The organism is Rhodococcus sp. PvR099 (genome assembly GCF_017833315.1).
Classification (GTDB): domain Bacteria; phylum Actinomycetota; class Actinomycetes; order Mycobacteriales; family Mycobacteriaceae; genus Rhodococcus_G; species Rhodococcus_G oryzae.
Genome location: NZ_JAFIBV010000001.1, coordinates 3,766,779 through 3,780,860, shown reverse-complemented (window position 1 = coordinate 3,780,860; position 14,082 = coordinate 3,766,779). Strand labels below are relative to the sequence as shown.

Genomic DNA, 14,082 nt, shown 5'->3' with positions numbered 1-14,082 from the left:
GTCCGGTCGGTGAACAAAACCTTAATATTGGGTGGTGCTCCGACTGCAACACGTTTCCGTGCGCGCGTCATCGCCGCCTCGGATCGAGTTCGGCGGAGCCAATCTCCTTCGCGCGATCGCGGTGCTCGCCGTCATCTATTCGCACATCTCGTACTACCTGATCGACGACCTCGGCTCCGGCTGGTGGCTGATCGACGGCGTCTACACGGTGCTGGTGGCCGGTGGCGGACTCAACCAGCACCTTTCCTTCCTCGGTGTTGCGATCTTCATGATGCTCACGGGGCTGATGCTCACCGCGTCGGCCACCCGGCACACCCCTGGGCGGTTCCTCTTCAACCGGGTCGGCCGGCTGCTTCCCGCGCTGTGGGTGGCGCTCCTGATCGCGATCGTCCTGGTGCGCCTTGGCATCAATGGGATGTTCAGCGGCCAGGACGGGATCTCGAACTCCGAGGCGGCGCTCAGCTTCGTGCTCGGCGGGTTCTTCCTCACGCCGGAGGTCGCGGTGCTCGGGGTGACCTGGACCCTGGTCGTGCAGGTGCTCTTCTACCTGTACTGCGTCGCCGCCCGGCCGCTGCTGAGGACGATCCCGATCGCGGTACCCCTCGCGGGGGCGGCCCTGTGCAGCGCGGTCCTGCTCTACAACCTGTACGTGCCGCAGCCGTACGCAGTGCCGATGCTGTCCAAGGTCGCCGCGACCCTGCCAGCGGTGTTCATGGGCCAGATCATCTACCTGGGCTGGGCGCGGCTGGCGAACTGGCGCTGGATCATCGTGGCGACCATGGCGCAGGCCGAGGTGGTGCGCCTGGCCACCGACAGTCACGTCTACTGGGCGGGGGACCGCTACCTGTGGACGATGGTCGTGGTCACCTGCGCGGTGCTGGCCCTGGTGCGGTACGACGGCTACCTCGGTCGGCTCAGTGTCGTGCGCTGGACCGCGACCCGCAGCTACGCGATCTACCTGCTGCACACGCTGATCCTGTACCGGGTGTACGAGAACACCGTCGGCCACCTGGGCCGGACGGGAGCGGTGCTCGCCTTCCTGCTGGTGACGGCCGGGGCGGCGGAGCTGCTGTACCGGTTCGTGGAGGTGCCCTCGAGCCGATGGATCGGCGCGCAGTCACACCGCTTCGGGCGGTCCGATCAGAGCACGACGAACGCGACGGCGCCGGCGACCACGAGGACCAGCACACCGATCAGCACCGCGAGCGCGACCGACTGAGAGCCGGGCGCGGACTGTTGGTCGTGCCCGGCGGCGGGTTCCGGCGCGAGCCACGGCGGGCTGACCGGTGGCGCGCCGAACTCGGTGTCGGCCGACGGGGTCGCGGACTGGCTTGAGATCGCGGGCGCGGTCGGTGCCGGGATCACGGGCTCGGCAGGCGTCTGGGGAGCGGCCTCGGGTTCGGCGAGCCTCGGGGCAGCCACGGTCGGTGGCGTCGCGGGCTCGGCAGGAATCGGGGCCACGGTCGGCTCCGCGACGACAACCGGCGGCTCGGGGCGAGGACCCTCGGGTCGCTGCCGCGCGGGTTTCGGAGCAGGCCGCGCGGCGCCCCACTTGAACGGCGGCGGGAACGGCGATCCCTGCGCATCGCCCTCGGGTTCCTGAGGTGACATCTACGCCTCCTGCGACGACGGTCGGCCCCCCAACTGCACCGGCGAGCTTACCGAGGCGCGCGGCCTCCGAGCCCGCGCAACGACGATGGAACCGCCGCGGCTGCGGCCGCGCGTAGCATCGGATCATGTCCTGGTACGACGACATCCTCGGCCGCACGGCGGCGAAAACAGCGATCGTGAGCGCCGACGAGGCGCTGCCCGGCCGGACCCAGCCGCTGCGGGTTCCCGACGCCCACTACGTCAACGGACACCCGCTGACCCCGCCGTTCCCGGAGGGAATGCAGACCGCGGTCGTCGGCATGGGCTGCTTCTGGGGCGCCGAGAAGGAGTTCTGGCAGCTCGACGGTGTGTACAGCACCGCGGCCGGATACGCGGGCGGGTTCACCCTCAACCCCACGTACGAGGAGGTCTGCTCGGGCCGGACCGGGCACACCGAGGTGGTGCTCGTGGTCTTCGATCCGGCGGTCATCGGCTACGCGAGCGTGCTGCAGCAGTTCTGGGAGAACCACGACCCCACGCAGGGCCTGCGGCAGGGCAACGACCACGGCTCCCAGTACCGCTCGGCGATCTACACCACCGACGACGCGCAGCAGTCGATCGCGCACGCCACCGCGGAGACGTTTGCGGTCCGGTTGGCCGACGCCGGGTACGGGGCGATCACCACCGAGATCGCCCCGCTCCGCGAGTTCTACTACGCCGAGGACTATCACCAGCAGTACCTCGCCAAGAACCCCGGCGGTTACTGCCCGGTGCATGCCACCGGCGTCAGCTGCCCGGTCGGCCTGCTGAAGCAGGACGAGGTGCCCGCGCAGAAGGACATCCAGCCGCCGAGCTGACGCGTCGCCCTCAGCCGAGCTGCGGCATGACCTCCTTCGCGACCAACTCCAGGTGGTCGAGGTCATCGAGGTCGAGGGTCTGCAGATAGATGCGGCTCGCCCCGAGCTCGCCGTACCGGCCGATCTTGTCGACGAGTTCGGCGGGTGAACCGGCCGCTCCGTTCTCCCGCAGTTCGGCGACCTCCCGACCGATGCGCGCGGCGCGGGCGGCGAGCTCGCTCTCGGTGCGGCCGCAGCAGAGCACCAGCGCATTGGAGTAGGCGAGCTCGGCGGGGTCGCGGTCGATCGTGCGGCAGGCCTGGCGCACCCGTTCGAACTGGGTGGCGGTGCCCTCGAGGGAGACGAACGGCAGGTTGAACTCGTCGGCGTAGCGGGCCGTCAGTTCGGGGGTACGGCGCTTGCCCATGCCGCCCATGATGATCGGGGGCCCGGCGTGGTGGAACGGCTTCGGCAGCGCGGGCGAATCCTCGATGCGGTGGTGCGCGCCGTCGAACGAGAAGGATTCACCGACCGGGGTCTCCCACATGCCGGTGATCACCGCCAGCGATTCCTCGAGCCGGTCGAAACGCTCCTTCAGCGACGGGAAGGGGATGCCGTAGGCGAGGTGTTCCTCCTCGTACCAGCCTGCGCCGATGCCGAATTCCACCCGGCCCTCGCTCATCGCGTCCACCTGGGCCACGCTGATCGCCAGCGGCCCCGGGTAGCGGAACGTCGCGGAGGTGACCAGCGTGCCGAGCCGGATCGTGGACGTCTCGCGGGCGAGGCCTGCAAGGGTGATCCAGGCGTCGGTGGGGCCGGGCAACCCGTCGGAGTTCATCGCCAGGTAGTGGTCGGATCGGAAGAAGGCGCCGTAGCCGAGGTCCTCGGCGGCCTGCGCGACGCGCAGCAACTGCCCGTAGGTGGCGCCCTGCTGCGGTTCGGTGAAGATTCTCAGCTCCATGCGTGCCAGCCTGCCGTATCCGGCGCGGGCGCGCATGCCCCACAACGCGGCCGCCCCGCGCGCAGGGGGAATCGTTCCCGCCTCCACCGACGAGTCGCCGCCGAACGTGACAGTATCGATGGCGTGAGCTTTGGTGATGTGCCCTCGGTGCCCGCGGCGGAGGTACCGGCCGAGCTGTCCGACTCGGTGATCCTGCTGGACGTGCGCGAGGACGAGGAGTGGGCGGACGGGCATGCGCCCGGTGCCCTGCACATCCCGATGGTCGACGTGCCCGCGCGGATGGCCGAGATCGACATGGACGCCGAGGTGTACGTGGTGTGCCGGTCCGGCGGCCGGTCGATGCGGGTGGTCGAATACCTCAACCAGGTCGGGTTCGATGCGGTGAACGTCGTCGACGGGATGGTGGCCTGGCAGAAATGTGGCCGGCCGTTGACCGCCGACGGCGGGCGGTCGGCAAAGATCTACTAGATGAGCACCGTTCAGGTCTGTGCGCGCTGCGCCGCCCGATGGCCGGTTGTCGGGGGCCCGGCGCAGTGGTGCCCGCGGTGCCACGGCGTGCTGCTCTCGCCGACGGATCCGGCGCGCCCGGAACCGCCGAACCTGCGCAACTTCCGATGGGTCGCCCGACGGCCAGGGGCGGCCACGAGCCGGGTCCGCCCGGCCCGGACCTCGGCCCAACCGGGCCCGCCGTCCTACCGCGAGATCCCCCGATGGGGCCTGCGCGACGTGCCCCCCGCTCCCGACCGGGAACCGGTGGCCGGGCGTCGTGAGCAGCTCGCCGAGCTGGCTCCCGCGCTGCTCAGCGCGGCGGCGGCGCTGTTCGCGCTGGCCGCACTCGCCGAACTGTTCCGCTACGGGCTGCTGCTGCGCAACCGGAGCACCCTGATCGGGCCGGGGCTGCTCGCGGTGTCCGACGGGCTGGTCTCCGCGGCGGGTCTGCTCGCCCCGATCGTCGCCGTGTGCGCCGCCGTGGCCACTGTCGCCTGGCTGGTTGGGGCCCGGCGCCGCGCCTTCGCCCGCAGCGGACACGTCGACCCGCGCCGCCCGTCGACGCTCGCCCTCGGCTGCCTGGTCCCGGTGGTGAACCTGGCGATGCCGGGGGTTTTCCTGACCGAGCTGGACGAGCCGGACCCGCAGACACGCACGCTGTTCCGGGTGTGGTGGGTCACCTGGGCGTGTGGCGGCGTGCTGTTCGTGGTGAATCTGTGGTGGCGCACGCTCGACTCGCTGCAGGCGCAGGCCGACGGGGTGCTGCTCGCGGCGGTCACCGATCTGGTCGCGGTCGCGGTCGCGGTGCTGACGCTGTTGGTCATCCACCGCGTCGAGGGTCTGAGCCCGACGGGGAAGCAGCGCGAGCTGACCCGCTGGCTCGTCGCGGTACCCGAGTCGGCCACGTCCGCCGGGACTGCCGAGCCCGCCGGTACTGCCGAGCCCGCCGGGATTGCCGAGCCGGCCGGGAACGCCGGGCCCGCCCGGACCCCGGAGCGCGTGGAAGCGGGGGCGCCGTGACCCCCGAGCCCCGCGTCGTCGCGCACCGCGGCGCATCCGCCGCCCTGCCCGAACACACCCTCGCCGCGTACGAGCTGGCCCTCGACCAGGGCGCCGACGGGCTGGAATGCGACGTTCGGCTGACCCGCGACGGGCACCTGGTGTGCGTTCACGACCGGCGCGTCGACCGCACGTCCACGGGCACCGGGCTGGTCAGCGAGATGACGCTCAGGCACCTCAACGAGCTCGAGTTCGGTGCCAACGGGGAGCCGGTGCTCACCCTCGCCCAGCTGATCACGCTGGTTCTCGATCACACCAGCCGCCCGACCAAGCTCTTCATCGAGACCAAGCACCCGGTCCGCTTCGGCGGGCTGGTGGAGAGCAAGGTGCTCGCGGAGCTGTCCCGGTTCGGGCTGTCCGCACCTGCGTCCGCGGACCACTCCCGCGCCGTCATCATGTCGTTCTCGGCGGCCGCGGTCTGGCGGATCCGTCGGTCGGCGCCGCTGCTGCCCACGGTGCTGCTCGGGGAGTCGTCGCGATACCTGGGCGGCGGCGCGGCGACCACCGTTGGCGCCACCGCGGTCGGCCCGTCCATCAAGTCGCTGCGCGAGCACCCCGAGATCGTGAACCGGGCGGCCGCGGCGGGCAGGGCCACGTACTGCTGGACGGTCGACGACTTCGAGGACGTGCAGCTGTGCCGGGAGCTCGGTGTCGGCTGGATCGCCACCAACCATCCGGGCCGGACCAAGGAGTGGCTGGCGCGCTGAGGCCGCAGCCGCGTGTCGGTCGAGGATTCCTCGTGCCTCCTCGACCGACACGGCGTTGAAGCAATCACCGGCTTCCGCAGCCCGGTGGCCGTGATGATCAGCCCCGGATGGCGCGGCGGTCGCGGTCCGGATCCGCAAGGATCAGGACCCCGATGGCGGCGATGGCGGCGAGGACGCCGATTGCCTGGAACGCCGAGCTGTATCCGGCGGCCGGGGTGGCGGCATGGTCAACGATGACGCCAGTGGCATAGGGCGCAATGAGGCCACCGACAGCCATCGTTGCGAGGAACACGCCCATGGTGCCGGCTGTCTGCTGGGGTGGGCACAGTTCGGAGATGGCGGCGTTGAGAAGCGGGAAGGCCATGCTCACGGACGCATAGCCGATCGAAAGGGCTATGACCGTCACGATGGGCACGTCGAAGAGGGGCAGAGCCGCCAGGATGGAACCGCCGACGAGTACTCCGACGCACGGAACGGTGATCCGTGAGATTCGGGACCGCCCCCCCGCTGCCATCGACCGGTCGGTCAACGTGCTCGAGACGATCATCAAGACGAGGGCGACGACGGATGGAATCGCGAACATGGACCCAGCCTGCATTGCGCTGTAGCCGAGACCCTTCTCGAAATACGAAGGGAGCCAGGTCAGCACGACGGTAGTCAATGCGTAGACAAAGATGGTCAGCACGGAGCAACTCAGGAACGTGCGGGTCAGGAAGATCTTTCGCCACGGAACGCTCGGCTCCGCATTCTCGTCGTCGCGGTGCGACTTCGACGTCTTCCCTGTGTAGGGGCCTTCCTGCCATCCGATCAGCCAGCAGACCGACCATGCAAGGCCGAGGAAGGTCAACGTGATGACAGCTGTTCGCCAGCCGTAGCTGACGGTGAGATAGGTGAGGACCGGTGCGAGCAGGATCTTCGCGACGGACCCTGATCCCATGAGGAACGCTCCTGGCAGCCCGCGCTTGGCAGGTGGATGCCAGGAGTAGGCAGCTGTGTGCATGAGAGCGGAACTCGGGCCCTCGGCGAGGCCCAGGAGCATACGCCCCGCGATGAGGGTGACCAGGCTGGCTGCGACCACCAGAGGCAGCAACACCACCGACCACACCGCGGCGAGGATCAGCAGTGCCCAGCGCAACGTCAGGTACTTGTTCAACGGTCCCGCGAGGAACCCCCCGATCGTGAACGTCAGGAAGAAGAGTGAGCCGACCATGCCGATCTGGGTGGAACTCAGACCCAGTTCTCGTGCCAGCGGCTGGGCGATGATGCCCAAGATGGCCTTGTCGGCGAAGTTCACGACGTAGAGGAATACGACGAGTCCAGTCATGCTCCAGGCGCGTCGCCGGTTGTCGGCTCGGGCTTGGGCAACTATCGGATCTACAAGCTGTTCAGCGGTCATTCGGTCATTCCTTCGGGCTAACGTCTGGACCCTCGTGGGCTGAAGTTCTTGGATTCGGGTGCGTCGACCAATGCAGTTCTGGCGCGCCTCAACTGTGTCGCAGAACACGTTTCTGCTCACTAGAGGAGATTTATAGCAGAGTGGATGCAGGCCGACAACACTCGACGCTCGCAAAACCGGACCTGGCCATCTGTCGAGCGGATTTCTCGATCGGCGATCGCCGATCGAGCAGATCGCTTGCGCGTTAACGGGTCTCGAGGCGGAAGCCTCAGATTTCGCCCCGGTTTCGCGCGTTCACCCTCCAGTGCTGCCATCTGCCGGATGGGGCCTCGGGGGGCGTTGGATGTCAGTGCTGCGTAGGTGGTCGTCGACAGAGCTCGCGGCCGACGGCAGCTGCGGGCCCGCGCTCGAGTCCTACCGGATCCACGGTGCTAGCCGACCGAAAGTAGTTGACTCAATCGGTGCCGCGGTGCAGAATCAATTTCTGTAAACCAGAAACTTTCTCTCTGAAGTGAGGTCCCATGCGCGACGCGGCCGACGTCCTCGCCAACGTCCGGCGGGGCATGCTCCCCGCCCACATCTACAACGACGCCGAGGTCTTCGAGGCGGAGAAGGAGCGCTTGTTCAGCCGGGCGTGGATGTTCGTCGCCCACGAGTCGGAGCTGCCGCAGGTCGGCGACTACGTCGTACGCCGCGTCATGGACAACTCGTTCATCGTCAGCCGTGACCAAGCCGGCGAGATCCACGCGATGTTCAACATGTGCCTGCACCGCGGCATGCAGGTGTGCCGCGCCGAACAGGGCAACGCCTCCCACTTCCGCTGCCCGTACCACGGCTGGTCCTACAAGAACGACGGCCGCATCGTCGGCATGCCGTTCCACAAGGAGGCATACGGCGGCGAGGAGGGCTTCGCGCGCAAGGGACAGCGACTGCTGCCGGCACCCAGCCTGGGCATCTACAACGGGCTGATCTTCGTGTCGATGGATCCGGACGCCGAGCCACTCGAGGACTTCCTCGGCGACTTCAAGTTCTACCTCGACTACTACACCAAGCAGAGCGCCAGCGGCGTCGAGATCCGTGGACCGCAGCGCTGGCGGGTCAAGGCCAACTGGAAGATCGGCGCCGAGAACTTCGCCGGCGACATGTACCACACCCCGCAGACGCACACGAGCGTCGTCGAGATCGGCCTGTTCCGCGAGCCGAAGGCGGAGAAGCGCAAGGACGGCAACACGTACTGGGCCGGCAAGGGCGGCGGCACCACGTACAAGCTGCCCCCGGGAACCTTCGAAGAGAAGATGAACTACGTCGGCTACCCCGACGAAATGGTCGAGCGAATGAAGGAGCAGTGGTCCCAGGAGCAGATCGACGTCATCGGACGCGACGGCTTCATGATCTCGGCTGCCTCGGTCTTCCCGAACATCAGCCTGGTCCACAACTGGCCGAAGGTCGCCGAGGGCGACGACGTCCTGCCCTTCATCTCGATCCGCCAGTGGCAGCCGATCAGCGCCGACGAGACCGAGGTCCTGTCCTGGTTCGTCGTCGACAAGGAGGCCCCGGAGGAGTTCAAGAAGCTCTCCTACAAGGCCTACCTGATGTGCTTCGGCTCCAGCGGCATGTTCGAGCAGGACGACGTCGAGAACTGGGTCTCGCTGACCAACACCGCCGGTGGGTCGATGGCCCGCCGACTGCTGCTCAACGGCCGCATGGGCATGCTGCACGACGACAGCCCCGTGGTGCAGCCCCTGACCGAGGACGAGTTCTGTGGTCCGGGCGTCGCGCATGTCGGCTACGGCGAGTACAACCAGCGGCACCTGCTCAACGAGTGGGCCGACTACCTGGAGAAGCCGGCGCCCGTGCCGGCCAACATCCACGTCGGCGCGCCGCAGGTCGACGGCGAGTGCAGCAGCGAGACCGCGGCGCAGTGCAGCAGCGAGAAGGCGGAGGCGTAGCCATGAGCACTTACATCCCCATCGATTCCGCCAGCTCCCCGCTGGGCCAGGCCGCGTCGACGACGACGGCCGTGGGCGCCTCGCTGGCGTTCGACGACCAGCGGCACCTGACGGCGCACCGCTGGCTGGTGGACGAGTCCTACCTCCTGGACCAGCAGGACTACGACGCCTGGCTCGACACCCTCGCCGAGGACATCCACTACTTCATGCCCATCCGCGTCACCACCGCGCTGGGCACCGGCTATGACACGGCCAAGGACATGGCGCACTTCGACGAGGACAAGTACTCGCTGAGCCGCCGCGTCGCGCGTTTCGACACCGGCCACGCCTGGGCCGAGGACCCCCCCTCGCGCCTGCGTCACCACCTGTCCAACGTCCGCACCTTCGCGACCGAGAACGAGAACGAGCTCGTCGTGGAGTCGGCAGTCCTGTTGTTCCGCAGTCGCGGTGACGTGCTGGAGCCCTCGCTGCTCTCGGTCGGTCGCGTCGACCTGCTGCGTCTCGAGGACGGCGCGTGGCGTCTGGCCCGTCGGCACATCGCCGCCGACGAGTCCGTGCTGCGCATGCAGAACCTGGCGGTGTTCCTGTGAAGCTCTCCTGGGAGGGCGAGGCGGAGGACGCCGCGGCGGCGGCCCGGGCAAACTCGCGGCTCGGTGTCCTGCAGGACCAGCGCGACGGCGAGACCATCGTCATCGCGAACGAGTTCTCGGACATGCGGATCTCGAAGGTGCACACCCGCAACGGCGTGCGGCTGCTCATCGAGTCGCCGAAGTCCGGTCAGTGGATCACCCTGGACGCGCTCGAGCTGGAGGCACTGACCTGGCAGAACGAGACGACGCTCTCGGCCATGGTCGGCAAGCCGTTCCAGTCGCTCATCGCCACCGAGGACGCCTCGTGACCGGCTGGCTCGACGGCAAGCGCGCACTGATCGTCGGGGCCGGCTCGGGCATCGGGCGTGGCGTGGTCGACGCCTTCCTCGCGGAGGGTGCCAGCGTCGGTGTGCTCGAGCTCGACGCGGCCAAATGTGAGGCCCTCGCGGCCGAGCACCCCGAGGTCGAGGTCGTGCAGGGCGACGCCACCAAGGCGGCGGCCAACAATGCCGCGGTGTCGGCGGTCGTGGACCGCTTCGGCGGGCTGGACGTCCTGGTCAACTGCGTGGGCATCTTCGACTTCTACCGCAAGCTCGAGAGCATCGACGCCGACATGCTGGACCAGGCGTTCGACGAGATGTTCGCCGTCAACGTCAAGTCGCACCTGCACAGCGTGAAGGCAGCCATACCCGCGCTGCGCGAGTCGGGCGGCTCCATCGTGCTCACGGAGTCGACCTCGGCGTACTACCCGGGTCGCGGCGGCACGCTCTATGTCTCGTCGAAGTTCGCGGTGCGCGGGCTGGTCACCACCCTTGCGTACGAGCTGGCGCCGGACATCCGCGTCAACGGGGTCGCCCCCGGCGGCACCCTGGGGACCGATCTGAGCGGGCTCTCGACGCTGGGCCTGACCGACAACCGGCTTGACGGGCCGGACCGGGCGAAGGAACTCGCGGGCCGCAACCCGCTTGGCGTCGCGCTCGACGGCCTCGACCACGCCTGGAGCTACGTATTCCTCGCCTCCGAACGGGCGCGCGGCATCTCCGGCCGCGTCGTCCACTCGGACGGCGGTATGGGCATCAAAGTCTGAGCGCCGTGTTCCGCGCGACCTACTGAAGGAAGGATTCCAAATGGCAATTCTCAAGGCGAACCTCGAATTGTGCCAGGGCTACGCGAACTGCGTGGTCGCGGCTGACGACGTCTACGACATGGACGACGACGGCCTCGTGGTGCTGCTCAAGACCCGCGTGGACGAGTCCGACCGGCAGCGGGTCGAGACCGCGGCGAAGAGCTGCCCGGCCAACGCCCTCTGGCTGGAGGACGAGTGAGCGGCGGAGTTCTCATCGTCGGCGGCTCGGTCGGCGGCATCCGCGCGGCCCGCGCGCTGCGCAATGAGGGCTATGCCGGGGCCGTGACGGTCGTCGAGGCCGAGTCGAATCTGCCGTACGACAAGCCGCCGCTGTCCAAGGCCCCGCTCGACGGCGACGCACACGTTCCGCTGCTCACCGCGGAGGAGGCGCGCGAGCTCGACATCGAGCTCGTATTGGGCAGGGCCGCAGTCGAGTTGCGTCCGCAGGACAGGCAGGTCGTGCTGGGCGACGGGGTTGTTCTCGACTACGAGGAGCTGGTCATCGCGACCGGCGCGGCCGCCCGGCCGGCGCCGTGGTCGGGCCCCGGCGTGCACGTGCTGCGCACCATCGCGGACGCCCGCGCGCTGCGGGAGAGCCTGCTGGGCGCGAGTCACCTGCTGGTCGTCGGCGCGGGTTTCATCGGCGCGGAGGTCGCCTCCCTCGCCCGTAAACAGGGCATCGAGGTCACGATCGTCGACCCGGCGCCCACCCCCATGGCGCGAGTGATGGGAGATGAACTGGGCCAGCGCTTCTCGCAGCTGCACCGTACGCACGGGGTGGACACGCGCTTCGGTGCCACGGTCGATACCCTCGAGCATGTGGAGGGCGGCATCAGGGCCGAGCTCTCCGACGGGTCGAGCGTCCTTGTGGACGCCGTCGTCGTCGGTATCGGCGCGGTACTGAACACACGCTGGCTGGAGTCCTCGGGCCTGGCGCTGGAGGACGGCGTGGAGTGCGACGAGTTCGGCCGTGTGGCCGGCGCCGAGCACATCTTCGCCGTCGGCGACATCGCCCGGTGGTACCAGCCGCGACAGGAGAAGGCGGCCCGCGTCGAGCACTGGACCAACGCGGTAGAGCAGGCGAACTGCGTGGCGCGCAACATCTTCGCGCCCGATGCCCCCGTCCCGCACGACCCGGTGGCCTACGTCTGGAGCGACCAGTACGACTGGAAGATCCAGCTGTTCGGCACCCGCGACATCACGGGCACCCCGGTCGTCGTGGAGCAGGCGGAGCCCTTCCGGCTTGCCGCGATCTGGCAGGACGCGGATGGGCGGGCCAGCGGCGGGTTGACCGTGAACTGGCCCAAGGCCTCGGTCCAGCTGCGGCGCACCATCGCCGCCGGCGGCCCGGCCGACCAGGTCCATGCACAGATCGCCGGCACGGCGGTGCGGGCATGAGGCCCGGGGAACTCGACGAGCTCCGGGCGCTGGTCGCCGAGGGCTGCCGGGTGCTCGCCGCCCGGCAGCTGGCCCCGGGGATCTTGGGGCACATCAGCTTCCGAATCGACGAGTCGCGGATGCTGATCCGCTGTCGGGGGCCGCAGGAGCGCGGGCTGCTGCACACCACCCCCGAGGACATCCGCCTGGTGGGGTTCACCGGTGAGCCGGGTGCTGCCGGTGAACTGGACGGCGGCTACACCGTGCCGTACGAGTTGCCGCTGCACAGCCGGATTCTCATGCGCCGTCCGGATGTCACCTCTGTGGTTCACGCGCACCCGCACAATGTCGTAGCCGCCGATCTCGCGGGGCTGCCCATCCTGCCCATTGTCGGGGCCTACGACATCCCGGGAGCGGTGCTGGCACACGGTGGAGTGCCCGTATTCCCCAGGGCCGCTTTGATTCACAACCCTGCCCTTGGCGACGATGTGGCCGATTCCCTGGGCGATCGGCCGGTGGTGCTCATGCGCGGCCATGGCCTCACGTCCACCGGCGCGTCGGTGCAGGAGGCGGTGCTTCGCGCCATCTCTGTCGACGTGATCGCCTCGCTGTCATTGTCCATCGTCTCGGCGGGCGGCACGCTGGTGCCGATCGGTGCCGAGGATCTGGCGGACTTGCCGAACCTGGGTGCCGGTCTCAATGTGGGCGCCGCTTGGCGCCACGAGGTGTCCCGGCTCGACTAGCGCCTCGGGTGGCGCGCCGTTGGCCCGTTCGGGATCGCACCGGCAATTTCCTTATCGGCGCTGCCGCCGAATTCAGTTCAGCTTCGTTGCTGGTCTGGTCTGCCTGCCCACGGCCCGAACAGGCGCTAGCAGAAGAAATATCCTCTGCACAAGGAAACTTCAATGTATCAGCGCAGGTTGAGCAACTGCTTCTTATGCTTATCGATCGCTAGTGAAGTCCTTGACTCGGCGGCCTGTATGGCTGTTCAATGCTCGAGACCGCCGGTTCGATGTGGGTCAGGCCACAACCTGAAGGGACGTACCGAAGATGCTGAGGAAAGCTGTTCCAGTCCTCGCAATCGCCTCGATGCTCGCGTTGACCGCTTGCCCTTCGGATCGCTGCCGCACGGCACGCAGAAGCGCATCGAGTTGGCGCGAGCGCTGGCGATGGAACCGCGGCTGATCATGCTCGATGAGCCCGTCGCAGGTATGAGCCACGACGAGACCGCCGAGATGACCGAGACCATCGTGCAGGTGAACCGGGACCTCGACGTCGCCGTCCTGCTCGTCGAGCACGACATGAAGATGGTCATGGGCATCTCGAACCGCGTCTGTGTCCTCAACTTCGGTCTTAGAATCGCCCTCGGCAGGCCCGCCGAGGTCATCCGCGACGAGGCAGTCGTCGCGGCTTATCTGGGAGCTGCATGATGAAAGACGGAAAATTTGTAATCTGCGCGATTGCGGGAAGCCTCCGCGCAGAATCGTGGAACCGCAAGCTCCTCGAGGCGACCGCGGCAATGGCGCCAGAAGATGTCGACGTGCGGATCACGAGGCTGCTGGGCGAGATCCCGATGCTCAATGAAGACGATTTCGGCAAGGAGGCAGAGAGTGTCCACGCACTACGTGCCGAGGTCGAGGCCGCTGATGCTCTGCTCATCGCGACACCGGAATACAACGGTGGCGTCCCCGGTGTTCTGAAGAACGCGCTCGACTGGCTCTCGCTTCCGCTCGGACGCTCGGTACTCGAGCGCAAGCCGGTGGCGATCATGGGCGCGACGCCCGGCCGCCTCGGCACCGCGCGCAGCCAGTTCGAACTGCGTCACACCTTCGTCTTCTCGCGGTCCCCGGTGCTGCCGGGCCCCGAAATTCTCCTCAGCTTTGCGCCCAATCACTTTGACGAGCAAGGCAAGTTGACGGATCCCATCGTCCTCGAACGGGTCGATTTGATGCTCACGCATTTGAAGAAGTACGCAAGTCTCAATGAATACGAGGTTGTCTGA

General features: G+C 68.2%; 17 protein-coding genes. 14 read left to right on the top strand and 3 right to left on the bottom strand.

The features are described from left to right. Nucleotides 1–82 precede the first annotated feature (82 nt). The gene (locus JOE46_RS17385; RefSeq protein WP_097214405.1) at nt 83–1,219 is read left to right on the top strand and encodes an acyltransferase; all 1,137 of its coding nucleotides are present in this window, start codon (nt 83–85) and stop codon (nt 1,217–1,219) included. On the opposite strand, the gene JOE46_RS17380 is transcribed toward JOE46_RS17385, so the two are convergent. After that, entirely contained in the window at nt 1,141–1,611 is a 471-nt protein-coding gene (locus JOE46_RS17380; RefSeq protein WP_143548539.1) for a hypothetical protein, read from the bottom strand. The genes JOE46_RS17385 and JOE46_RS17380 overlap by 79 nt on opposite strands. A 125-nt stretch (nt 1,612–1,736) precedes the next feature. On the opposite strand from JOE46_RS17380, the gene msrA reads away from it, so the two are divergent. After that, a complete protein-coding gene (gene msrA, locus JOE46_RS17375) occupies nt 1,737–2,447 on the top strand; it encodes a peptide-methionine (S)-S-oxide reductase MsrA (protein WP_097214396.1) in 711 nt (236 codons plus the stop codon). 10 nt (nt 2,448–2,457) lie between these two features. On the opposite strand, the gene JOE46_RS17370 is transcribed toward msrA, so the two are convergent. Next, nucleotides 2,458–3,387, bottom strand: coding sequence for an LLM class F420-dependent oxidoreductase (locus JOE46_RS17370; RefSeq protein ID WP_097214404.1), 930 nt, complete (start codon nt 3,385–3,387; stop codon nt 2,458–2,460). 123 nt (nt 3,388–3,510) lie between these two features. Between JOE46_RS17370 and JOE46_RS17365 the strand changes: the two genes are divergently transcribed. From JOE46_RS17365 to JOE46_RS17355, 3 genes are read left to right on the top strand one after another with little or no spacing between them, the layout of a single operon-like run. Further along, entirely contained in the window at nt 3,511–3,855 is a 345-nt protein-coding gene (locus JOE46_RS17365) for a rhodanese-like domain-containing protein (protein ID WP_179800726.1), read from the top strand. Beyond that, nucleotides 3,856–4,896: a DUF4328 domain-containing protein gene (locus tag JOE46_RS17360; protein WP_245221085.1), complete on the top strand. Its 1,041-nt coding sequence runs from the start codon at nt 3,856–3,858 to the stop codon at nt 4,894–4,896. Further along, nucleotides 4,893–5,642: a glycerophosphodiester phosphodiesterase gene (locus JOE46_RS17355; RefSeq protein WP_209927949.1), complete on the top strand. Its 750-nt coding sequence runs from the start codon at nt 4,893–4,895 to the stop codon at nt 5,640–5,642. The genes JOE46_RS17360 and JOE46_RS17355 overlap by 4 nt, the downstream gene beginning before the upstream one ends. 97 nt (nt 5,643–5,739) lie before the next feature. Here JOE46_RS17355 and JOE46_RS17350 read toward each other — a convergent pair whose 3' ends face one another. Continuing rightward, entirely contained in the window at nt 5,740–7,038 is a 1,299-nt protein-coding gene (locus tag JOE46_RS17350) for an MFS transporter (protein ID WP_245221084.1), read from the bottom strand. A 521-nt stretch (nt 7,039–7,559) separates the two neighbouring features. On the opposite strand from JOE46_RS17350, the gene JOE46_RS17345 reads away from it, so the two are divergent. The 9 genes from JOE46_RS17345 to JOE46_RS17305 all read left to right on the top strand — a co-directional run bounded on the left by JOE46_RS17345 (nt 7,560) and on the right by JOE46_RS17305 (nt 14,082). Beyond that, nucleotides 7,560–8,987 (top strand): aromatic ring-hydroxylating dioxygenase subunit alpha, encoded by a 1,428-nt coding sequence (locus JOE46_RS17345; protein ID WP_097214392.1) that lies wholly within the window; start codon nt 7,560–7,562, stop codon nt 8,985–8,987. A gap of 2 nt (nt 8,988–8,989) precedes the next feature. After that, complete coding sequence (locus JOE46_RS17340; protein ID WP_097214391.1) at nt 8,990–9,577, top strand: 3-phenylpropionate/cinnamic acid dioxygenase subunit beta; 588 nt, start codon at nt 8,990–8,992, stop codon at nt 9,575–9,577. Then, the gene (locus JOE46_RS17335; protein WP_072844410.1) at nt 9,574–9,885 is read left to right on the top strand and encodes a hypothetical protein; all 312 of its coding nucleotides are present in this window, start codon (nt 9,574–9,576) and stop codon (nt 9,883–9,885) included. The genes JOE46_RS17340 and JOE46_RS17335 overlap by 4 nt, the downstream gene beginning before the upstream one ends. Further along, entirely contained in the window at nt 9,882–10,664 is a 783-nt protein-coding gene (gene hcaB / locus JOE46_RS17330) for a 3-(cis-5,6-dihydroxycyclohexa-1,3-dien-1-yl)propanoate dehydrogenase (protein WP_209927947.1), read from the top strand. The genes JOE46_RS17335 and hcaB overlap by 4 nt, the downstream gene beginning before the upstream one ends. Before the next feature lie 40 nt (nt 10,665–10,704). After that, a complete protein-coding gene (locus tag JOE46_RS17325) occupies nt 10,705–10,902 on the top strand; it encodes a ferredoxin (RefSeq protein ID WP_031940479.1) in 198 nt (65 codons plus the stop codon). Continuing rightward, nucleotides 10,899–12,101 carry an NAD(P)/FAD-dependent oxidoreductase gene (locus JOE46_RS17320; RefSeq protein ID WP_097214389.1) on the top strand — a complete coding sequence of 401 codons (1,203 nt, stop codon included), beginning with the start codon at nt 10,899–10,901 and terminating at the stop codon, nt 12,099–12,101. The genes JOE46_RS17325 and JOE46_RS17320 overlap by 4 nt, the downstream gene beginning before the upstream one ends. Beyond that, nucleotides 12,098–12,823: a class II aldolase/adducin family protein gene (locus JOE46_RS17315; protein WP_097214388.1), complete on the top strand. Its 726-nt coding sequence runs from the start codon at nt 12,098–12,100 to the stop codon at nt 12,821–12,823. The genes JOE46_RS17320 and JOE46_RS17315 overlap by 4 nt, the downstream gene beginning before the upstream one ends. Nucleotides 12,824–12,985: 162 nt before the next feature. After that, nucleotides 12,986–13,510 (top strand): ATP-binding cassette domain-containing protein, encoded by a 525-nt coding sequence (locus JOE46_RS17310; protein ID WP_307861297.1) that lies wholly within the window; start codon nt 12,986–12,988, stop codon nt 13,508–13,510. Then, complete coding sequence (locus JOE46_RS17305) at nt 13,510–14,082, top strand: NADPH-dependent FMN reductase (protein ID WP_209927945.1); 573 nt, start codon at nt 13,510–13,512, stop codon at nt 14,080–14,082. Before JOE46_RS17310 ends, JOE46_RS17305 begins: the two co-directional genes overlap by 1 nt.